This window comes from Nocardioides sp. PD653-B2, assembly GCF_002117935.1.
In the GTDB taxonomy this organism is placed as follows: Bacteria; Actinomycetota; Actinomycetes; order Propionibacteriales; family Nocardioidaceae; genus Nocardioides.
Window position 1 is genome coordinate 1 of record NZ_BDJE01000012.1, and the last position, 20,048, is coordinate 20,048.

At 67.2% G+C, this 20,048-nt stretch carries 21 protein-coding genes and 2 pseudogenes; 5 read left to right on the plus strand and 18 right to left on the minus strand.

Translation table 11 applies throughout. The annotated features are described in order from the left end of the window. Positions 1-586 (plus strand): annotated as a pseudogene (gene fbiC / locus PD653B2_RS24790) (7,8-didemethyl-8-hydroxy-5-deazariboflavin synthase); the annotation flags it as partial. Next, positions 583-1,164 (plus strand): 2-phospho-L-lactate guanylyltransferase, encoded by a 582-nt coding sequence (gene cofC / locus PD653B2_RS24795; protein WP_165763349.1) that lies wholly within the window; start codon positions 583-585, stop codon positions 1,162-1,164. The pseudogene fbiC and the gene cofC, both read left to right, overlap by 4 nt. 287 nt (positions 1,165-1,451) lie before the next feature. Here the strand turns inward: cofC and PD653B2_RS06175 are convergent, their stop codons facing one another. The 8 genes from PD653B2_RS06175 to PD653B2_RS06210 form a co-directional block, all read right to left on the minus strand. Then, positions 1,452-2,069, minus strand: coding sequence for a cysteine hydrolase family protein (locus tag PD653B2_RS06175; protein WP_085871468.1), 618 nt, complete (start codon positions 2,067-2,069; stop codon positions 1,452-1,454). 82 nt (positions 2,070-2,151) lie between these two features. Then, positions 2,152-3,222 carry an LLM class flavin-dependent oxidoreductase gene (locus PD653B2_RS06180; protein WP_085871469.1) on the minus strand — a complete coding sequence of 357 codons (1,071 nt, stop codon included), beginning with the start codon at positions 3,220-3,222 and terminating at the stop codon, positions 2,152-2,154. 689 nt (positions 3,223-3,911) lie between these two features. Continuing rightward, positions 3,912-4,748 carry an FAS1-like dehydratase domain-containing protein gene (locus tag PD653B2_RS06185; protein WP_085871470.1) on the minus strand — a complete coding sequence of 279 codons (837 nt, stop codon included), beginning with the start codon at positions 4,746-4,748 and terminating at the stop codon, positions 3,912-3,914. Then, positions 4,741-5,880 carry a CaiB/BaiF CoA transferase family protein gene (locus PD653B2_RS06190; protein WP_085871471.1) on the minus strand — a complete coding sequence of 380 codons (1,140 nt, stop codon included), beginning with the start codon at positions 5,878-5,880 and terminating at the stop codon, positions 4,741-4,743. The genes PD653B2_RS06185 and PD653B2_RS06190 overlap by 8 nt, the downstream gene beginning before the upstream one ends. 2 nt (positions 5,881-5,882) lie before the next feature. After that, on the minus strand, positions 5,883-6,713 hold the full coding sequence (locus PD653B2_RS06195; protein WP_085871472.1) for an HpcH/HpaI aldolase/citrate lyase family protein: 831 nt from the start codon (positions 6,711-6,713) through the stop codon (positions 5,883-5,885). Positions 6,714-6,722: 9 nt separating this feature from the next. After that, a complete protein-coding gene (locus PD653B2_RS06200; protein WP_085871473.1) occupies positions 6,723-7,883 on the minus strand; it encodes an acyl-CoA dehydrogenase family protein in 1,161 nt (386 codons plus the stop codon). Beyond that, complete coding sequence (locus PD653B2_RS06205) at positions 7,880-8,740, minus strand: alpha/beta fold hydrolase (RefSeq protein WP_085871474.1); 861 nt, start codon at positions 8,738-8,740, stop codon at positions 7,880-7,882. The genes PD653B2_RS06200 and PD653B2_RS06205 overlap by 4 nt, the downstream gene beginning before the upstream one ends. A 12-nt stretch (positions 8,741-8,752) precedes the next feature. Further along, entirely contained in the window at positions 8,753-9,706 is a 954-nt protein-coding gene (locus PD653B2_RS06210; RefSeq protein ID WP_085871475.1) for a 3-carboxyethylcatechol 2,3-dioxygenase, read from the minus strand. Between the two features lie 140 nt (positions 9,707-9,846). On the opposite strand from PD653B2_RS06210, the gene PD653B2_RS06215 reads away from it, so the two are divergent. Beyond that, on the plus strand, positions 9,847-10,782 hold the full coding sequence (locus tag PD653B2_RS06215; RefSeq protein WP_085871476.1) for a LysR family transcriptional regulator: 936 nt from the start codon (positions 9,847-9,849) through the stop codon (positions 10,780-10,782). Positions 10,783-11,312: 530 nt separating this feature from the next. On the opposite strand, the gene PD653B2_RS06220 is transcribed toward PD653B2_RS06215, so the two are convergent. The 7 genes and pseudogenes from PD653B2_RS06220 to PD653B2_RS06245 form a co-directional block, all read right to left on the minus strand. After that, the gene (locus PD653B2_RS06220) at positions 11,313-11,504 is read right to left on the minus strand and encodes a hypothetical protein (RefSeq protein WP_085871477.1); all 192 of its coding nucleotides are present in this window, start codon (positions 11,502-11,504) and stop codon (positions 11,313-11,315) included. 9 nt (positions 11,505-11,513) lie between these two features. Further along, entirely contained in the window at positions 11,514-12,200 is a 687-nt protein-coding gene (locus tag PD653B2_RS06225; protein ID WP_133058987.1) for a hypothetical protein, read from the minus strand. Continuing rightward, on the minus strand, positions 12,197-12,775 hold the full coding sequence (locus PD653B2_RS24800) for an RNA polymerase sigma factor (protein WP_165763350.1): 579 nt from the start codon (positions 12,773-12,775) through the stop codon (positions 12,197-12,199). Before PD653B2_RS24800 ends, PD653B2_RS06225 begins: the two co-directional genes overlap by 4 nt. Positions 12,776-12,845: 70 nt before the next feature. Further along, positions 12,846-13,358, minus strand: coding sequence for a hypothetical protein (locus tag PD653B2_RS24805; protein ID WP_165763351.1), 513 nt, complete (start codon positions 13,356-13,358; stop codon positions 12,846-12,848). Between the two features lie 219 nt (positions 13,359-13,577). Beyond that, positions 13,578-13,859: pseudogene (locus PD653B2_RS06235) on the minus strand (YnfA family protein). A gap of 63 nt (positions 13,860-13,922) precedes the next feature. Next, positions 13,923-15,224 (minus strand): sensor histidine kinase, encoded by a 1,302-nt coding sequence (locus PD653B2_RS06240; protein ID WP_133058989.1) that lies wholly within the window; start codon positions 15,222-15,224, stop codon positions 13,923-13,925. Between the two features lie 62 nt (positions 15,225-15,286). Continuing rightward, positions 15,287-15,964 (minus strand): response regulator transcription factor, encoded by a 678-nt coding sequence (locus PD653B2_RS06245; protein ID WP_085871481.1) that lies wholly within the window; start codon positions 15,962-15,964, stop codon positions 15,287-15,289. 162 nt (positions 15,965-16,126) lie between these two features. Here PD653B2_RS06245 and PD653B2_RS06250 point away from each other — a divergent pair, with 162 nt between their 5' ends. Continuing rightward, positions 16,127-16,531, plus strand: a complete 405-nt coding sequence (locus PD653B2_RS06250; RefSeq protein WP_085871482.1) for a hypothetical protein — start codon at positions 16,127-16,129, stop codon at positions 16,529-16,531. A gap of 129 nt (positions 16,532-16,660) precedes the next feature. Next, the gene (locus PD653B2_RS06255; protein ID WP_165763352.1) at positions 16,661-17,515 is read left to right on the plus strand and encodes a metallophosphoesterase family protein; all 855 of its coding nucleotides are present in this window, start codon (positions 16,661-16,663) and stop codon (positions 17,513-17,515) included. Between the two features lie 167 nt (positions 17,516-17,682). Here the strand turns inward: PD653B2_RS06255 and PD653B2_RS06260 are convergent, their stop codons facing one another. The 3 genes from PD653B2_RS06260 to PD653B2_RS06270 all read right to left on the minus strand — a co-directional run bounded on the left by PD653B2_RS06260 (position 17,683) and on the right by PD653B2_RS06270 (position 20,026). Continuing rightward, complete coding sequence (locus tag PD653B2_RS06260) at positions 17,683-18,108, minus strand: hypothetical protein (protein ID WP_133058990.1); 426 nt, start codon at positions 18,106-18,108, stop codon at positions 17,683-17,685. Positions 18,109-18,251: 143 nt separating this feature from the next. Continuing rightward, on the minus strand, positions 18,252-19,061 hold the full coding sequence (locus tag PD653B2_RS06265; protein ID WP_085871485.1) for an ABC transporter permease: 810 nt from the start codon (positions 19,059-19,061) through the stop codon (positions 18,252-18,254). After that, positions 19,058-20,026 (minus strand): ABC transporter ATP-binding protein, encoded by a 969-nt coding sequence (locus tag PD653B2_RS06270; protein ID WP_085871486.1) that lies wholly within the window; start codon positions 20,024-20,026, stop codon positions 19,058-19,060. The genes PD653B2_RS06265 and PD653B2_RS06270 overlap by 4 nt, the downstream gene beginning before the upstream one ends. Positions 20,027-20,048: the final 22 nt, after the last annotated feature.

Below are 20,048 nucleotides of genomic sequence, written 5' to 3' on the forward strand. Positions count from 1 at the left end.
GTCGCTGCCCGGCACCGCCGCCGAGATCCTCGACGACGAGGTCCGCTGGGTCCTCACCAAGGGCAAGCTCCCGACCCGCACCTGGATCGAGGTCGTCACCACCGCCCACCAGGTCGGCATCCCGACCACCTCGACGATGATGTACGGCCACGTCGACAACCCGCGGCACTGGGTCAACCACCTGCGCGTCCTGACCCGCATCCAGGCAGAGACCGGCGGCTTCACCGAGTTCGTGCCACTGCCCTTCGTGCACACCTCCTCCCCGATCTACCTGGCCGGCGTGGCCCGCCCCGGCCCCACCCTGCGCGACAACCTCGCCGTCCACGCGATGGCCCGGATCCTCCTACACGGACGGATCCCCAACATCCAGACCTCCTGGGTCAAGCTCGGCATCGACGGCACCCGCGCCATGCTCCAGGCCGGCGCCAACGACGTCGGCGGCACCCTGATGGAGGAGACGATCTCGCGGATGGCCGGCTCCGAACACGGCTCCGCGAAGACCGTCGCAGAGCTCGTCGAGATCGGCGCCGGCATCGACCGACCCGTCCGCGAACGCACCACCACCTACGGCAACAGGCTCCGGTGACCTCGGTACTGCTCGTCCCGGTCAAGCGACTCACATTGGCCAAGACGCGACTCGACGTGCCCGCAAGCGATCGCTACCGCGTCGCTCGAGCGCTGATGAGAAACACACTAAGAACCGCCGCCCATGCAGCCGGGGGAACGTCGCTAGCAGTCGTCACCGCGGACGAAGAGGTGAGCGCGTTTGCAGCGGGCCTTGGCGCCGGTGTCGTGCTCGATACCACCGCAGACCTCAATTCAGCATTGGAGCAAGGCTTGAACGAACTCATTGCGGCAGATGCTGCACGGTCAGTGACCGTATTGGTCGCCGACCTCGCCCTTCTAAGTCCCGCCGACGTCCATTGGCTCCATCGAGAAGCAACAGCGACCAGCCAGCCCAAGCACGTTTCTGACCAAGCCGGCACAGGAACAACCGCCGTCGTCCTTCCGGCCGGGCACAGGGTTCCGATGGTATTCGGACCATCCTCGGCTGAGCGCTTTCGTTCATCCGGATGCCTGCCGCTCGATGGAGCGCCACTGGGTTTGCGCGCGGACCTGGACACCCTTACCGACCTGCGAAGGCTGGGCATCCCCGCCGCCTAATACCCGCATGGACGTCAATGAGTCACGCAGCCGCTGCTTCCAGTGTCGGTTGCAGGACCGCGACGGGAGCCTCGAACGCAGAGGCCTTCAGGAGCGACGACGTTGTGCTCCTCGCAGTCCGCTGGCGCCGCCATTGACAGTCCGAAGCGCGAGCGCACCACACCTACGGCGCCTCCGAGCGTCGATCTAGCCCGCCCAGAACAAGGGCGGCGCAGAGCAGATAGTGCTCTGGGCCGCGACAGCCGACAGGCTGTCTGCCTCTGCGGGCGCAGTTGGTGGTTTGATGGTCAGCTCGCATGGGACGCCGGCGCGCGGAGCGCCTCAGTGAATTCTTCGACGGTCGAGATCGTGGCGAGCAGAGACAATGACTGTGCGGAGGCCGCATGGGTTGCCGCGTCGGCGGCGCTGCAGGCGTCCTCGATGAGCAGCGTCTGGTAGCCGAGGTCGGAGGCTTGCCGCGCCGTTCCCTCAACTGAAGCGTTGGTGGCAACGCCGGCACAGGCAACGGTGGTGACTCCCCTACTCCGAAGCAGCAGGTCGAGCTGGCTGCTGGTGAACGCGCCAGGACGCTGATGGGTCACCACGAGGTCACCCGGCTGGGGAGTGAGCTCCTCGATGATCGTCGCGCCGGGAGTACCGTCCACGAGGCAACCGGCCTGTTGCACCATGCCCAGGAGCGGAGAGTTCGCGACCAGATCGCTGTAGTCGGACTGCCACGCGATCCGTAGGTAGACGATGGTGGCTCCTGCGGCCCGGCCGGCGGTGAGTGTGGCGCGAATGTGCTCGATGACGTGCCGCTCGGTCGCCTGCTGAGCGAAGATGGCGCCGAACGCGCCCTCGGGCCGCACGATGTCGTTTTGCATGTGAACTACGAGAATGGCGGTCTTGCTGGGCTCGAATTCCATCGGGCGTGTCCTCACAGTTGATGGTGGGTTTGGCTTGCGGCCCTATGTCGGGGACGCCGTGGCGTGGCTGCGTGACGACATCTCAGGACAGAAGTGCCCGGCCAATGTTCGCGATGTCACGGTGAGTCTCGGTGGGGTTGTAGAGGAAGAAGCTCAGCCCGTCGAGGCCGGAGTCCATCATGAGCTGCGCGTTGTCGCGGATCTCGGAGCGGCTGCCGTACAGGCACCAGAAGTCCAAGAGCTCCTTGCTCATGAGCTTGGAGTGACGCGGATCGTAGCCCTTGGCGTAGTTCTTCCACTGGTCGAGATGGTCGGTCGCACCGACCTCCTCGGGGGCGCCCATCAGCGCCATGGCCGCGTTGATGGACTTGTCCACGATGTCGACTCCGATCTCTTCTCGGTGCAGCTTCAGGAAGCCCATGTCGGTGATCGTTGAACCCATCGGCGCGGTCGTGCCAAACCCCTTGGACAGCGCATCCTCCCAGGTCTCCCCGGGTTGAGACTCATAGAACCAGGTCAGACCGATCAGCTTCACGCTGCCCGGCGAGCGACCTTCCTCCTCGACGAGTCGGTCCAGCTCCTTGCGGACCATGGCGATCATGTTGGGGTTGGGGCCGACGCAGTAGATCAGCGCGTCGGCGTACCGCGCGGCGTTGCGCAGACCCTTCGGCCCTCCGGCAGCGACGTACATCGGCATGTGCTCGGCCACCCGCAGCGTCCCGTCGCCGACGGCGAGGAGCTCGACGGCCCTCTCTTCGCCGCGCCAGTCATGCATCGCACGCTCCCCGTGAACCATGGCCTTGATGATGCCCATCGCCTCGGCGAGCTCCTTGGGAGACGCCGACTTGCGGCCCATCGAGTGCATGGCGTTGTTCGCCGTACCCATACCGCAGAAGATGCGGTTCGGCGCAAGCTCCTCCAAGGTGGCGAGGGAGTTGGCGATCGAGGGCGCGATGCGCGTGACCGGATCCATGACGTACGGCCCGATCTTCAACTCAGTCGTGACCTGAGTGGCCAGCGCCATGTATTGGAAGGGGTCGCTGGTGATGAGTGGCCCCTGCCCGATGCCAAGATGTGAGATACCGCTGTCCTCGGCGACCTTCGCCATTTCGATGTCATCGATCTTCGCAGTCGATCCAACAATGATGTCCATCGTGTGCCTTTCATTCTTGACGCTGGCACGAAAATCGCGCCAGGCCCCAAGCGGGTGTCTGTTGAGTCGGATTCCGCGATGAAGACGCGACGGGCGCGCATATAGCGGTGTGGCTGGTGTCACATGCTCGTCCGATCCACCGCCGCGATGAATACTTCTGATCCGCTGAGCGGGCCATTATTTCCTTGGCGAATCCTTCGGGTTACCTGGACCGAACCACCGCGCTATCCACCGCGAGATCACTCGGTCTGGACCGGTGGCGCCAAGACGACTCGCAGGTCGAGCGGTCGCCGGAACATCGAGCAGGGATCTTTTCCATTCGTATTCGTCGGCCAGTCGCATGTCGGGGTAGGCACTCAGCAGGGCGTTGATGGCGGCGCTGCTTCGATGCGTGCCAGCGGCGCCCCAATGCAGGTGTGGATCCCCCGCCCACAGGCGAGGTGCGCCGAGGCGGAGGGCCCGGGTCAAGGCGGAAGGAGTCGGCGTCGGGGCACCACGCTTCCTCGTCGCGGTTGGCGGACCCGAGGTGAAGGATCACCTTTGTCTCCGCGGCGATGATGGCATCGTGGACCTGGTCCTGGCTGGGGTGATGCGCAGAGTGAACTGCAGCGGCGTGTCCAGACGCAGGCTCTCCTCCACTGCGGCCGGCACCTTGCTCTTGTCTGCCCGCACGCTCTCCCACGAGGGGGTCAGCGTGAGGTGATCGAACCGGTCGCGGTCTGTCGCCCTGTGTAATCACGGACGTAGGTTTGGACGCCGCTGCTGCTTGTCGACGCGCCAGCGATCATCCCCTGGGATAGGAATAGCGGCGCGAGGAGTCTGTACTCGAAACAAAGCCCGGTGACGGTCTGCAGTCCCGCCGCCCTTGCAGTTTCTGCCATGATCAGGGCCTGCAGGGGCCCGTGCGTGACGAGATCCGGGTAGCCCTCGATCTTGGTCGCATAATCTCGGTCGTAGTGAATTCGGTGGGCGTTGTAGGTCAGCGCCGAGAATCGGAACAACAGCGTTTCCGACACCGGAATCGCGCGCTCGTGGGCGGCAAGGCCTAATGGACGCGGAGTGAAGGCGTCGTCGGGTCCGTCTGAGACGTGATCGCCAGAGTCAGCCACCGGGGCAATCGGCCGGTAGACCAGGTCTTGGTGCTCGACGAGCTTCACCTCGCCGTGCTGGGACAAGGCGTGCTCGACCTTGGCGAAGGTCAGCGGCCCGGAACGTCCTTGTTTCTCGGTGAGGGAGGTGAGCGTGCTGCGCCGCGTCGTATGCTCACCGATCCTGAGTTCGCCGTAGTAGGTCAATCGTCCGCCGGCCCACATGCGCCGTAGTCCAGGCCTTGGTGGGGCGGGGACTGTGTTGTGGAGCGGGTGTCCATCGGCGCCGATGTCTTCTTGGCGAGGATGTTCGAGTAGGTAGATCCAATGCCAGCCCAGCGGTAGCACGTCGCTGGGCTCGGGTACGTCGATGAGCGCTGCGAGTGCCTGCGCGGGCCACGGCTCCAGGATCCCGTCTCGCTCGGATACGTCAGTCATGGGCGGCGAACTCCGCTCGGAGGCTGGTGTTGTGTTGGCCGAGTTCGGGCACCGCACCCATCGCCGGCTCGCGTCCGGGCACCGTGACCGGGGGCAGGAGCGCTTGGACTCGGCCTCCTGGTGAGTCGATCTCGCGCCATCGGTCGCGGGCCTGCAGTTGCGGATGATCAAACAAGTCTTCGGGATTGCGCACGCGGGCGCATGCGAATCCCAGGACTTCCAGCATGGCGATGACTTCGTCGGAGGTCCGCCGGGCGAAGGTCGCCTCGAGGTAGCCGCGGATCTCGTCGTCGTTCTCGACGCGCTCGGGGTTCTTGGCGAACCGGGGATCCTCGGCGAGTTCTGGTCGGCCGATGACGTCGCGACAGAGGACCTGCCATTCTCGGTCGCTCTGGATTCCCAGGTAGATGGTGCCATCGGCGGTGCGGTAAGGCCCGTAAGGAGCGATCGAGGGGTGCTTGGCGCCGCTGCGGGGGAAGGGCCGGTCGCCGTAGCCGGCGTAGTAGACCGGTTGCATCATCCACTCGCTGAGCGCGTCGATCATGGCCACTTCCAGCGTGGTGCCCGTCTTGGTGCGCTGGCGTTCGTAGAGGGCTGTGAGAATGCCCGTGTAGGCGTACATGCCGGTGGCGATGTCAGCCACCGAGATGCCGACGCGCGCCGGTTCGGCGGCAGTGCCGGTGGAAGCCACGAGCCCGGCCTCGCATTGCACCAGCAGGTCGTACGCCTTCTTGTCCTCATAGGGGCCACCACGTCCGTAGCCGGAGATCGAGCAGTGGATGAGATCGTGCCGCGCCGCTCGGAGCGTTTCGGCGTCCAGACTGAGCCGCTCCACGGCGCCGGGGGCGAGGTTCTGGACAAGGATGTCGGCCTTGGCGAGGATCGCGTCGAGGAGCCGCCGGTCGGTGTGGTCCTTCAGGTCGAGCTCAACGCTCTCCTTGCCCCGGTTGAGCCACACGAAGTAGCTGGCTTCGCCCCTGACGGTGCGGTCGTAGCCGCGGGCGAAGTCTCCAGTGCCGGGTCGTTCGATCTTGATGACGCGCGCGCCGAGGTCGGCGAGCTGGCGGGTGGCAAAGGGCGCCGCGACGGCGTGCTCGAGCGTGACCACCGTGATCCCTTGCAAGGGCAGCACGATCAGCTCCTCTCATCGGGGTCGGGATCACGGTGGGGGGCTCGGTCCGAGGCGGCGGCGCGGGCCAGGACCTGGCGTGCTCGTTCGAGCACCGGCGCATCGACCAGTGCGCCTGCCACCTGGGCCGCTCCCCTGCCTTCGGCCTCGAGCACCTCGCGGGCCCAAGCGATGTCGGCGGCCTGCGGGGCGAAGCCCTCGGCGACTGCGGGCACCTGGGCCGGATGGATGCACAGCTTTCCCCCGAACCCGAGACTCCGCGCGTAGGCCACGTCGGCGGCGACGGTGTCGAGGTCGGTCACCGCACGAGTGACGCCGTCGATCGGCGCGGGGAGTCCGGCGAGTCGGGAGGCCAGGACCAGTTCGCTTCGTGCGGACAGCAGCGCCTCGCGGGTCTCGAGTGCGCCGAGGTCCAGCGCCAGGTCGATCGCGCCGAGCGCGAGCCTGGACACCGCTCCCCCGGCGGCGATGCCGCGGGCGCCCCCAACGCCGGCGGCCGACTCGATCAGGGCGAGGACCGGGCAGCCGAGGGTGGCCGCGATGCCGGCGAGGGTGTCGCCGTCCTCGGCCTTGGGCACGACCACTCCGCGCAGACCGGGGCGGCCGGCAAGAGCATCGAGGTCGGCGTGGTGCCAGGAGGCACCGGCCGGGTTGATCCGCACCCAGGCCTGCGCCGAGCCGAGCCACTCGGCCACGGCTCGCCGGGCCGTCTCCTTCGCCGGCTCGGCGACTGCGTCCTCGAGGTCGAGGATCACCTCGTCGGCGCCGCTGGCCGCCGCCTTCGCAAACCGCTCCGGACGGTCGCCCGGGACGAACAGCCACGTCACTGCGTGCACGAGCCCTCCTCAGATCGGGTTTCGGGCGACCAACTGGCGTGCAATGACATTGCGCTGGATCTCGTTGGTCCCCTCGCCGACGATCATCAACGGCGCATCGCGGAAGTAGCGCTCGACGTCGAACTCGGTGGAGTATCCGTAGCCACCGTGGATGCGGACGGCGTCGAGTGCGATGGTCATCGCTGTCTCGGAGGCGAACAGCTTGGCCATGCCAGCCTCCAGATCGGCGCGGGCACCCGACTCGTAGCGGCGTGCGGCGTACTGGACCAGTTGACGCGCGGCGGTGAGGCTGGTGGCCATGTCGGCGAGGTAGTTCCCGATCGACTGGTGCTCCCAGATCGGCTTGCCGAAGGAGTGGCGTTCCTGGGCATAGCGCAGCGCGTCCTCCAGCGCGGCGCGGCCCACGCCGAGAGCCCGACTGGCGACCTGGATCCGACCGATCTCCAGACCGCGCATCATCTGGGCGAAGCCCTTGCCCTCCTCGCCTCCGAGGACCGATCCGAGGGGCGTGCGGAGGTCCTGGAAGGAGAGCTCGCATGCTTCGACACCCTTGTAGCCGAGCTTGGACAGGTCGCGGCTGATCTCGAATCCGGGACCCTTCTCGACCAGCAGGATGCTGATGCCCCGGTGGGGCGGGTCGGCGGTCGGGTCGGTGCGGCACAACAACGCGAATAGATCGGAGCGGCGGGCGTTGCTGATCCAGGTCTTGGTGCCGTTGACGACGTAGTCGTCGCCGTCGCGGGCGGCGCTGGTCTTCATCGCCTGCAGATCAGAGCCACCGCCGGGCTCGGTGAGCGCCATGGTGGCACGCAGCTCGCCGGTGGCCATGCGCGGTAGGTAGTGGTCCTGCTGCTCCGGAGTCCCGAAGTCGACCAGCAGCTTCGCGACCACGCTGTGTCCGCCCATGGCGCCGGCCAGGCTCATCCAGCCGCGAGCAAGCTCCTCGGTCACCGCGGCGTAGCACGGCGCGGATACCTTGGCCGCTCCCCACGGCTCCGGTATCGCGAGACCGAAGATGCCGAGCTCCTTCATCTGCTCAATGAGCTGTTCGGGATAGGTGTTGGCGTGCTCCAACTCCTTGACCACGGGCTTGACCTCGCGATCGACGAAGGTGCGCACCAGGTCGACGATGGCCGTCTCGTCGTCGTCGAGCTCGATGTCCGGCCTCATGGGGTCGAACCGCTGTTCCGGGCGAGAAACTCCAGCATCGTCTTGTTGTAGGTGGCGTGCTGCTCCCACTGCGGCCAGTGGCCGGCGCCTTCGATGAGCTGGAACTCGCCCTGGGGGATGGCCTCGGCCATCTGCAGGCCCGCGCCGGCCGGGCCCGACGGATCGTCGCTGGTCCAGATCACGATCGCCGGTGCCTCGATGGCGGCGAAGTCCTCGTCCGAAACCAGATTGCGGGCACGGATCTCGGGATCCTGGAGGCAGAGGATGTGCCGCATGGAATCGGCGAAGCCGGGCTGGGAGTAGACCCCTCGGCGGACCTCGACGAGCTCGTCGGTCACCGTCGCCGGGTCGGCCATCAGCCATTCGAGCCGGGTCCGGACCGCTTCGGGCGTCGGGTTGTCGGCGGCCGCTTGGCTCAGGGTGCGGATGCGGTGCATGACCTCCGGGGTAGCCATCGTGCCGCCCGGGGTGTTGAGGACAAGCCGGTCGACCAGATCCGGGTGGGTCGCGGCGAACTTGAGCGCGACCCATCCGCCCAGGGACTCACCACACAGATGGGCTTTCTCCACCCCCAGGGCGCTCATGAGCTCCTTCAAGTGGGCCACGTACTCCGCGATCTCCAGGTCGTGGTCGGTGAAGGTGGTGTAGCCATGGCCAGGGAAGTCGTAGGCGATGACGCGGTACTCCCGGGAGAGCGCCTCGAGATTGTGGGTGAAGGCCTCGAGGTGACCGCCCGTGCCGTGCATGAGGATCAGCGCGGGGCCTGTTCCGACGTCGAGGACGCGGGTGTGCCACGGACCGACGTCGACATGGCGAAGGGTGTAGTCAAGGTGGTTCACGGTGGTCCAGATGCTCATGCCTGGGAACTCCTAGATGGATGCGGCGGACTGAAGGACAGCGGTCGTGGTCGCGAAGCCGGCGAACCACTCGGGGATCGGCCGGTAGTAGGTCGAGGTGACCGCGTAGTCGCCGAAGGCGGCCAACGCGGCGTACGCCGCGATCCAGGTCCGGACCTCGTGGGCGGAGTGGCCGCCCTCGGCGACGAACCAGTCGTTGTTGTGTTGGTCGATGGCTGCGAAGTCTGCGGCCGCCAGGGAGTCGAGGACCCGGCGGTCCCACTCCGGGTTGAGCGGACGGTACTTCGGCGATCCGGCGAAGAACTCTCGCGCGGCGCCGATGACGTTCTTCTCGCGTGCGGCCATCTGCTCGGGAGAGGGATTGCGGCCGTGCTTGAGACGTTCGATGACCTCGGGGGTCGATTCATCGAACCGGAGGACCGGCGGGTCGTGCGAGAGGCCGCCAGAGCCGATGATGAGAACCCGCCGATCGAGTCCGGACAGCGCCTCGCCGACGGCCCTGCCGAGCAACCGGGCGCGTATCGCCGGCCCGAGCGGCTCGGCGACGGAGTTGATGAAGATGGGCACCACCGGAATGCTGTGGATCGCATCGAAGAAGAAGGTGAGCGGCTGCACGATGCCGTGGTCGACCTGCATGTCTTCCGACAGCGCCAGGTCGATCCCGCTCTCCAGCGCGTGACGCAAGATCCTGCGGGCTACGCCGCGATCCACCTCCAGTGGACCGGTCGGCATTCCGTAGTCGCCGACCGACGTCGCCTCGGCACCGATGCAGAACGACGGCATCATGTCGTACAGGAAGCCGTTGTAGTGATCCGGCCCGAAGATGACGACGAGGTCGGGAGCGAAGTCCTCGACGAACGCGCGAGCACTCGCCAGGACCCCGTCAACCTCGGCTCGGACTTCGGGGCGCGGGTCGTGCTTCCCGAGGAGCGGGGTGTGGGATGTCCCCACCAGCGCGGCCGGCATGAACTCCCTCCAATCAGTATTGGGGCTGCACTGGGGGTCAGCCGGAGACTCTCGACCTTCATCATCAGTCCTGATGTGACGGCCTGTACAATGAAAATTCTTGATGCCCAGATCAGGAGCACGCATAGAGAGCAGTCGACATGGATCTCAGGCAGCTCACCGCCCTCGTCACGGTGACGGAGGTCGGCAGCATCACCCGCGGCGCCCACGTGCTGCATCTGGCCCAGCCCACGGTGACACGACAGATCCAACTGCTCGAGGACGAGCTCGGCGTCACGCTGCTGGAACGAGGCCGCCAGGGCGTCACCCTCACACCGGAGGGAAGGGTCGTCGTCGACGGAGCCCGCCGAGCGCTGCACGAACTGGACCGGGTGCGGGCGGAGATCCGTCCCCTCCGCCACGAAGTCACCGGCATCGTGCGACTCGGGCTGCTGGAGAGTGTCGTCGACCTGCTCGGCGACCCGCTCGTGCGAGCCGTTCGAGAAGAGCACCCCGGCATCGAGCTGCGCGTCCTCGCCGCCTATTCGGGACACCTCCGCGAATGGCTGGACACCGGAGACATCGACCTATCGCTGCTCTACAACCTCACCGCCTCGCCGACCCTCTCCGTCGCCCCTCTCGTGACCGAGGAGCTCTGGGCCGTCGCAGCCGCCGGAGAGCAGCTGCCACCCTCAGGCGTGCGCTGCCGCACCTTGCTGGACCACCCCCTCGTCCTGCCTGCCCCCGGACACGGTCTGCGGGTGCTGATCGACCAGGCCTTGGCCCACTTCCAGCGCGAGCCGAACATCGTCGTCCAGGTGAACTCGCTCCCGCTTCAGAAGAACCTCGTCGCCGCCGGTCACGGCTGGACTATCCTCCCCGCTTCGGCTGCCGTCGACGATGTCGCAGCGCACCGACTCACCGGCGCGCCGCTCATCGAGCCCCAAGTGACCCGCAATGTGGTCCTCGGCCTCCCCAGAGGGAGGCGGACACCCCGTGCCGTCGAGGCCGTCGTGGCCACCGTCACCCGCGTCGCAGGTGCGCTGACTGAACAGCAGAAGTGGCGCGGGACTCTCCTGCCGAGCAGAGGTACCTAGGAAAACGCGGCCGGTCTGCCGCCCTGTCCCATGCACCAGATCAACCCTGGCAGGCTCGAGGCCCCTGTCCGAAAGCGCCCCGACGTCGTCCACGACGAGGTCGGACTGCCCCTCGCCGCGCTCACGGCAGGGCACGTTCGTGTCTGCTCCCTGGGGGACCGCGGGTAAGCGCCCACACAAAGATCCAACTTCGCCCACTCGTTTCTGGTCAGAAACCTCGAAGGCCCCCTGGCCAGCGTTTCCGCTGGCCAGAGGGCCATTCTTCGTAGCGGGGGCAGGATTTGAACCTGCGACCTCTGGACGAGATCGGGGCACCTGCAACGACTACGGAGTCGGGCCGGAAGCTACCGATTCGCTCGGTGTGGTGAGGGATTCGCCCTCGCTTCCAGTCTCAGGATACCCGTCCGGTACCGAGTCGGACTGGCCCAATGTGGACCGTAAGTGGACCCGGATCGATTCCCCTGGCCCACGGTCGGCGTCCTCGCCGAGATCCTTGATATCAGCTGGCAGCGCCAAACCCGGGGCGCTTCTTAGTGATTGCCGAACTCGTAGCTGCCATCGACAAAGCCCAGCAACAGCCCGAGCACGGCGATGACGATTCCGGAGTACAACAGAATGTGGCCGGCCTTCTTGATGTCGACGTGCGGCGTCTCGACGGTGACGGCGAACTTCAGCACCGAACCGGCGATGGCGAGGAAGATGCCGAGGCCGAGGAGTCCCATGGTGTCCCGTCAGTTCTGGCCGGAGCCGTTGGTGCCGTGCTGACCACCGGTTGTTCCGGAGCCGCTGGAGCCGTTGCCCGATGTGCCCGTGTCGCCCGACTCACCGGTGGTGTCGCCCGTGGTTTCCTGGCCGCTGCCTTGCTGGTCCGCGCCACCGTCTGACCCGCCCTGGTCGCCGGAGCCGCCGGCCGGCTCGCCCGACTGGTCTCCACCCGACTGGCTGCCCTGGCCGTCGCTCTGGTCACCCTGTTCGGTTCCGTCCTGGCCGGGCTGGTCGACGTCCTGACCGGGCTGGTCGCCGTTGTCGTCGATGTTGGTGTCGGTCTGATGCTCGACCGGCCCCTGCTCGTCGGGGTTCGGGATTTCCAGTGGGGTGAGGGTGTTGATCACCCGGGAGACGATGCGCTGTGCCGGGGCGGGCAGCTCGTTGGCTGCGGCGGCGGCGGTGACGCCGCCGGCCAGGATTCCTGCCGTGACCAGGCCGATGAGGCCCGTCTTGGCTGCCTTGTTCCGGCGACTGCGCGCGGCGGCAAGTGGGGTTGCTCCAGCGAAGAGGGCAGCGAGTCCATGGCCGATCGGCGGCGTGGGTCGGTCAGCGAGGGCGCCCAGCTCGGCGAAGAGATCGCGCAGGGCCGGGTCATCCAGTGCGGTGTCGCTGATCATGGGTTCGTCCTCTTGATGGTTGTACTCGGTCATCGGAGTCCCTCCGACGTGGTCGCATCACTGGGGTCCGAGGGCTCGGTGCTCAGCAGCCTGCGGAGACTGCCCAGTGCCTTGCTCTGGAGCTTCTTGATGGCCACCTCGCTGCGCCCGATCGTCACCGCTGTCTCCTTGAGAGTCAGCTCGCCCAGCACCCGTAGTGTCACCACGGTGCGTTGGTCCTCGGGGAGCAGATCGAGCACCGCCAGGACGTCGCTGGAACCGGCACGTTCAAGGGCCTGGTCCTCGGCGGAGGCATGCGTGCGTGGGTCCGAATCCGCGTCGTACTCGGTGTGAGCCGGTCTGCGGTCCCGACTCCGCAACTCGTCCACGAGCTTTCCGTGAGCGACGGTGAACACGTAGGCGCGGAACCCGGGCCAGCCTCCGGTGATCTCGGCCATCCGGGGCAGGACCCGGACGAAGACATCGTTCGTCAGGCCGTCGGGGTCTGCTGCGCCCCGGAACTCCAGGTAGCCCGCGACGCGGGATGCGAGCGCCTCGTAGAGGGTGCGCATCGCTTCGCCGTCACCGGCCGCGGCAGCGGCCACGGCCAACTCGAGCTCTTCGGTCACCGACTGATTCCTCCAAGACACGATGGTAGGACGGGCAGGAAGACTGCCCGTCCTACCGATGACCATGGTGTCAGCCGTTGGAACCGTCGCCGTTCGCGCCGTCACCGGCGTTGTCCTGGCTGTCGCCAGCGTTACCGGAGTCGGTGTTGCCCGTGTCGCCCTGGTTGTCGTCGGCAGCAGCGTCGTTGGTGTCGCCAGCGTTGTCCTGGACGTCGCCTTGGGCACCGTCGTCAACGTTCTGGTTGTCGCCGTTGTCGTCGCCCTCGGCCACGTCACCGTTGTCGGCGTTGTCGTTCTCGCCGTTGTCGTCACCCTCGACGACGTCGCCCTCGTCGTTGTTGCCGTCCTGGGCGTCACCCTGCGCGGCATCGTCGGTGTTCTGGTTGTCGCCGTTGTTGTCACCCTCGACCACGTCAGCCGTGTCCTCGGGCGTCGCCGGCGTGCTCGGAGCGTCTACGACGGCCGGAGTCGGGGTCGTGGGGGCCGGGTCGCTGGTGGCCGCGTGAGCGGCGACGCCGATCCCGCCGATCGCGAGGACGGCGATGCCGGTGGCGGCGATGGTGCGCATGTTGGTGATCTTCACGGTGCTCTCTCCCATAGTCGTGGACGAAGGCGTCCTTGGCTGATAGGAGAACCGTTCGGCGCTGACCTGACGGCACCCCACGTGTCCAGAATGCGAGACATGGCTGCTTTCGTGGTCCCGACGACGCCACGCACCGCAGCCAGACATGCGAGTCGCCTTCGCCCGAAAGCCACGTCGAGTGTTGGACACGGCTCGAAACCGGTGGCGGCCGGCTCGAACCTACGATCGTGGCGCGTACATGATCCCGCCAACGCCGGCGAAGCAGACGAGAGCACCGGTGACGTCGTACCGCTGCGGCTTGAAGCCGTCCATCGCCATACCCAGGCGAACAAGTCGGCGACGAAGACGCCGCCGCCGTAGGCGGCGAGGATGCGGCCAAACGGAGCGTCCTCCTGCAGGGTCGCGTCGAACCCGAATGCACCGAGGGGCACGATGCCAGCGCCGATCCAATTCCAGCCGCGGTGCTCGGGGACCCTGCGAGACCAGCCAGGCGCCGCCGATCTCAGCCTCGACCCGCTGTTTGAATTGCCCGAGGTCGACGAGCGCTCGGCTCGACTGCTTGCGTCAACGTGTTGCTCGCGGGATCGTGAATGCGAATCGAGCACCAGCCTCGCTGTGAATCAGGTCAAGGGTTCCTCCCAGGGACTGCGCGATCTCGCGGGCGATGGGGAGTCCGAGGCCGGTGCCGCCCTGGGTTCGGGCCCGGCTCTGGTCCAGGCGCACGAACCGCTCGAAGACACGATCGCGGTCGGCCAGCGGAATTCCGGGGCCGTCGTCGATGACCTCGATCGTGGCCGAGTCGTCGGCCTCGGTGAGACGCAGCTCGATCCGGGAGTGGCAGTGGCGTGCTGCGTTGTCGGTGAGGTTGCGAACCGCGCGGGCGAGCTGGTGGCGGTCGGCGACCGCGCGGACCGGAGGCGCATGGAGGGCGACGTCGAGACTGTGCACGCGTCCTAGTCGGTCGGCTTCCTGGCGGAGGATGTCGTCGAGATCGACCTCTTCGAGGGTGAGCGGGATGCCGCGCTCGTCGGCGCGCGCGAGCAGAAGCATGTCGGCGACGAGCCGGTCGACACGGTCCAGCTCACCCAGGACCTCCTGCCCGGCCTGATCCCATTCCTGGGCCTCTGGGTGCAGGGCCGCGATCTCGTGCACCGCACGGATGGTGGCCAGCGGGCTGCGAAGCTCGTGGGAGGCGTCGGCGACGAACTGGCGTTGGCTCTGGCTGGCGACGTGCAGGCGGTCGAGCATGGCGTTCATCGTTTCGGCGAGACGGCTGATCTCGTCGTGCGTGTCGGGCACGGGGACGCGTTCGGTGGCTTTCGAGGTGCCGTGGATGCTGGCCACTCGGCGGCGGAGCTGCTCGACGGGAGCCAATGCCCGCCCGACCAACCAGTAGGAGGTGCCACCCACGGCAGCCAGCACCAGCGGGTAGCCCACCACCAAGAGTCCGACCACGATGGCCGTCGACTCGCTGACCAGTTCCAGGCTCTCGGCGACAAGGATGGTCACGGGACCGTCGGGGGTCCGTGCCCCCTGCGCGACCACGACGAAGTTGCTGCCTTCGCCGATCGGCAGGCTGTCTGTGACCAGGGTTTGCGTCGTCCCGACGTCGGGCTGGGCCGACACGATGGGTTGCTCGCCGTCGACTGACGGGCTGGACGCGATCACCCTCCCCTGTGCGTCGACGATCTGGACCAGGGACTGGTCGCCCTCGCCGGTGTTCAGGGCACCGGACGGTGTCGATGAGGCGATCTGGCTTGCGAGGTCGTGGGCTTGCTGTCGCGCAGCGTCGACGACAGCGTTCTCGAGCTGGTGGCGTTGGAGCAGCGCGAATCCGACCGCCCCCAACCCCAGGAAGATCGCCACGACGAGGGTGGCGGCGGCCGTGGCACGTACGCGGACGCTGCGGGTCCGACTCGACAGGGGACTCACGAGCTGCCGCCGACCAGGCGGTATCCCGCACCTCGCATGGTCTGGATCGTGGTGGTGCCGAACGGGTGGTCGATCTTGCGCCGCAAGTAGCCGATGTACACCTCGACGACGTTCTCGTCACCGTCGTAGTTCATGTCCCACACGCTTTGCACGATCTCGCTCTTGGACAGCACCTCGCCGGGATGGCGCATCAGGAACTGCAGCAGCCCGAACTCTCGTGGGGTCAACGTTATGTCGATCTGGCCGCGGCGGACCGCTCGGGTCGCCGGGTCGAGTGTGAGGTCACCAGCGGTCAGGACCGTGGGACGCTCGGGTGCGCCGCGCCGCACGAGTGCACGTAACCTGGCCACGAGGACCACGAAGGAGAACGGCTTGGTGAGGTAGTCGTCGGCGCCCAGGTCGAACGCGTCGGCCTCGTCGTACTCGCCATCCTTGGCGGTCAGCATCAGGATCGGTACCCACACCCCCGCCTTGCGCAGTTCCCGGCACACGTCGTATCCGTTCATCGAGGGCAGCATGATGTCCAGCACGATGACGTCGTAGTCACGAAGCTGCGCCTCGTCGAGACCTTCCGCCCCGTCGTGGACGATGTCCACGACGAAGCCCTCGGCACGCAAGCCGCGGCTGACCGTCTCGGCCAGCCGCACCTCGTCCTCCACCATCAACACCCGCACACCACACCTCCTCGATCCGTCGCCTCAGTCTGCGTGATCGCTGTTGTGAGGACGCTGAGGACGGCTCACAGCGGCTCTCAGCGTCGTCACAGCGCCTCTCACGCACTCTGGATTCATCGAGGTCGCCACCAAGGCGGCCCGAACACCCAGGAGGCAACCATCATGAAGACCACCAACCCGTTCCGGCGCAACGCCGCTGTCATCGCGGCCGCCGCGGTCGTCGGTGGCCTTGGCATCGGGGGTCTGGCCACGGCGAACGCCGACTCCGGCAATACCGGCCCGGGACCCAGCCAGGTGCAGCCGGCCGACCAGTCCGACGGCGACGGCGAGGCCAATGACGCCACCGAGGTCGAAGGCATTGAGGGCGCTGAGGAGGCCAACGACGGACCCGACCAGGGCCCCGACGCCAACCCCAACGAGCCCGGCCACCAGGACGCCGACGAGTCCGGCGAGGCCGAGGGCACCGAGGGCGCCGCGGAGGCCAACGACGGCGCCGACCAGGGCCCCGACGCCAACCCCAACGAGCCCGGCCACCAGGACGCCGACGAGTCCGGCGAGACCAACTGAGCGATCACACCCCCGAGATCGACGGTAGGTCGACATGGCTGAGTCACGTCGCAGCACGAGGGGCCCCACCGCATGAGGCGGTGGGGCCCCTCCCCGGTGTGCAGTCGGCGCCGTCAATCGCTGGTCCTCGTGCTGACGCTCATGCTGTTCGGCGCGGTGGGCGCCTGTACGCCTTCGGGTGAACCCACCACAGATCACGCATCGGGACCAGCCCTGAGTCTGGAGCAGGAGCCGACGACGCGGCTGGCCGTTGCCAGAGACACCGGAACGGGCACCGGAAGCGCCATCGAGGCAACGGTCGAGGAGATGGTCGCTCAAAACGCGATCTACAGCTATGACGCGCTCGTCCTCCTGGGCGACCTGATCTACCCGGAAGGCGATGCCGAGCAGGTGCCGACGCGGATCAGCGGCGTCTTCGACGCCCTGACGCAGCGGGGTGCCCGCCTGCTGCCCGTGCTGGGCAACCACGACTACATGAGTGACGAACAGGCGCAGATCATGCATCGGCTCGGGCGCTCCACGTCCTGGTACACCGAGACAGTCGGGATCGTGCGGGTGGTCGTGCTCGACACCGAGCAGGTCGACGACCCCGACCAACTCGCCTGGCTGGACGAGACCCTGGCCACCCCCACAGACGCCCCGTGGACGATCGTTGCGATGCACAAGCCCGCCTACTCGGCTGGCTACCACGGCTCTGACGAGTCGATCCAGGAGGAGTGGGTGCCGCTCTTCGAGCGGTACGCCGTGCCGTTGGTGCTCGCCGGCCACGACCACGACTATCAGCGCTCCAAGAAGATCAACGGGGTCACCTACGTCGTCTCTGGTGGCGCCGCTACTCTCCGACCCACCGGGAGGCGGGACTTCACGGCCGTCAGCGCCTCGATCCGTCACTTCCTCGACCTAGTCGTATCCCCCACCCGACTGACTGGGCGCGCCATCGACCAGAACGGGAACCTGATCGACTCGTTCGACCTCCGGCGGTGACCGTCAACGAACGGCGAGCCAAGGTCACCGCGTCGCGCGCCCGGTAGGTACGAGCCCAACGGAAAGTGGTGGGCGACGCGGCAGCTGCCGCGGCCGCCGGCTGGTCCGGGACCGTGGATCCACCGGCGCGAGCACGCCGTTGTGCCGAGGGATCTGAGGACGGGCGGTCATCGCTGGTCCGAGTTCCGAGGTCGCCTCGCCATCCATTGCTGGACCAGCAGCAAGGCGCCCAATGCTGCGGGAACGCCCAGGGCAACGCCGAGTATCCCGTGGGGGTTGAGCGTCTGTTGGTGCTCGACGCGGATGGTCGCTGCGTTGGACGCGGCGATCGTACGGCTCCGAGGTGTTAGAGCTACGGCGTAGGCCACGAAGTCGCCGCTGGAGATCGGTTGGACGATCCACTCGACCACTCTGGTGTCGCCGGGAGGTATCGCGCCCACCTGCTTCGTCAGGGTCGAGGTCCAGTCCTCCGGGTCCACCGAGGTGGACTTCGTCGGGTCGGTGACGTCGAGATGGAGGACCAGTTCCGGAGTCGCTTCGGCACCGTTGTTGGTGAGGGTGACATGGAGCGGGAGAGTCTCTCCCAGCTTCACGGACGCGTCTCGAGGGTCGACGCGCACGTCGATGGACCGCGTCCCTGGTGACCGAGTCGCCCCGGCCGCGTGGGCGGAGGCGGATCCGGAGATGGCGAGTAGCGCTGCTGTGAGCAGCGCGATCAGGAGAGCGGCCAGCCGGCTCATCGCGCATCCCCTAGCTGTAGCCGGCGCGCCAGCAGGATCGCAGCGGCGGTGAGGGCAATCGTTGCGAGGATCGGCGAGAGCAGGTAGATCCACTGCTCGGTCCATTCCTGTTGCTTGACGAGCACGTTGTCCGCGAGCGTCAGGCCGGCGCTCACCGGATTCGCCTTGATCAGGACGGGACCGAGTGTCGCGGACTTGGTAATCGCCGGGAGCTGGCTGGGGGCGGCCAGCATCAGCAGGATCGAGATCGAGGCAGCCAGGCTGGCCCGGTTGGACATCACGAAGGAGCTGATCGCAAGACCCAGTGCTGTCAGGGCGGCGGCGACGAGTCCGCCGGAGATGACCAACACGAGGACGGCGTCGAGGCCCACACGGGGGCCGTCGGCCATCACGACCACGAACGGAAGCGCCACGACCAACGCCGCCAACCACATGGTGCTGGCGGCAAGCAACTTGCCGGTCACGATGTCGCGGCGTGCAACGGGGGTCACCAGGAGCGCCTCGAGGGTGCCGCGCTCGCGCTCGCCGGAGATCGCATCGGCGCTGACCACTACGGCCGTGAGCGTGCCGAGCCCGATCGCGGTCTTTACGACCACGCCGACCGACTCGCGCGCATCCAGCAGGTTGATCGCCGCGTCGCCCGAGGCGAGGTAGGCCAGCACAGACAGTGCGATGGAGAAGGCGAGGAGGACGGAGAGACCCTTGGCGCTGAGCCACAGGTCCGCCGTCTCCTTGCGGAGCACCACCCGCCAGCCGGACCGCGCTCGCTCTTGGTGCTGTCGCGCCGCCCGCTCGGTCGTGGTCATTCGGTTTCACGTCCTCGTGAGGTGAGAGCGAGGAAGGCGTCGCTGAGCGCGGCCCGTTGGAAGTCGAAGGCTCGGGGCTCGATCCTTGCGTCGAGGAGGACCTTGAGGAGCTGGCTGCGTGCTCCGTCGACGGGGGCGAGTTCGACGTCGATGTCACCTGGTCGCGCGTTGTCGTACTCCACGGCACTCACGGCTGGCAAGGCGCGGAGCACCTCGTCGGCGGCGAGTACGTCGCCGAGGGCGACGCGGATCCTGGCTCGCTGGGTGACGCCGGAGCCGGCGACGACGTGGTCAACCGTGCCGTCAGCCACGATGCGTCCGTGGTCCATGACCGCGACCCGGTCGCAGACGCGTTCCACCTCGTCGAGCTGGTGGCTGCACAGGATCACGCAGGTGCCCTCCTCGACCGCACTGCTGGCCAGTTGACGCAGCAGGTCTTCCCGACCGGCCGGGTCGAGCCCGAGCGTGGGCTCATCGAGCAACAGCACGGCGGGCCGATTGATCAAGGCTCGTGCCAGGCCGAGGCGTTGCCGCATCCCACGTGAGAAGGTGCCGATGGGTTGGGACTTGTCGTCCAGCCCCAGTTGGCGAAGTCGATGCTCGGCCTGGCGCCGGGCCTCGCGGGGGTCCAGGCCGAACAGTTCTGCGTAGAAGGTCAGATGGGCCTTCGCGGTCTGGATGCCGGGATAGCCGTTGGACTCCGGCAGTACTCCGATGCTGGTCCTGATCGCGACCGGGTCGGTCAGGTCGTGACCATTGACCAGGATCGTTCCACTCGTGACGGGAACGATGGTGGTGATGGCGCGCACGACCGAGGTCTTGCCGGCACCGTTGGGGCCCAGGAGTCCGAGGATCTCGCCCGGACGCGCGACGAGGGAGACTCCGTCCACGGCCATGAACGTGCCATAGCGGACGTGCAGATCGACGCACTCCAAGGCGAGGGCCGGTGTGGGTTCATCTGTCATGGACGACTCCCTTCACGACCGT

Coding starts and splice junctions, on each gene's coding strand:
- PD653B2_RS06175 (WP_085871468.1), bottom strand. CDS start 2,069: ATGGAATTCGAGCCCAGCAAGACCGCCATTCTCGTAGTTCACATGCAA.
- PD653B2_RS06205 (WP_085871474.1), bottom strand. CDS start 8,740: ATGAGCATCTGGACCACCGTGAACCACCTTGACTACACCCTTCGCCAT.
- PD653B2_RS06270 (WP_085871486.1), bottom strand. CDS start 20,026: ATGACAGATGAACCCACACCGGCCCTCGCCTTGGAGTGCGTCGATCTG.
- PD653B2_RS06180 (WP_085871469.1), bottom strand. CDS start 3,222: ATGGACATCATTGTTGGATCGACTGCGAAGATCGATGACATCGAAATG.
- PD653B2_RS06220 (WP_085871477.1), bottom strand. CDS start 11,504: ATGGGACTCCTCGGCCTCGGCATCTTCCTCGCCATCGCCGGTTCGGTG.
- PD653B2_RS06210 (WP_085871475.1), bottom strand. CDS start 9,706: ATGCCGGCCGCGCTGGTGGGGACATCCCACACCCCGCTCCTCGGGAAG.
- PD653B2_RS06265 (WP_085871485.1), bottom strand. CDS start 19,061: ATGACCACGACCGAGCGGGCGGCGCGACAGCACCAAGAGCGAGCGCGG.
- PD653B2_RS06250 (WP_085871482.1), top strand. CDS start 16,127: ATGAAGACCACCAACCCGTTCCGGCGCAACGCCGCTGTCATCGCGGCC.
- PD653B2_RS06215 (WP_085871476.1), top strand. CDS start 9,847: ATGGATCTCAGGCAGCTCACCGCCCTCGTCACGGTGACGGAGGTCGGC.
- PD653B2_RS06200 (WP_085871473.1), bottom strand. CDS start 7,883: ATGAGGCCGGACATCGAGCTCGACGACGACGAGACGGCCATCGTCGAC.
- PD653B2_RS06225 (WP_133058987.1), bottom strand. CDS start 12,200: ATGACCGAGTACAACCATCAAGAGGACGAACCCATGATCAGCGACACC.
- PD653B2_RS06185 (WP_085871470.1), bottom strand. CDS start 4,748: ATGACTGACGTATCCGAGCGAGACGGGATCCTGGAGCCGTGGCCCGCG.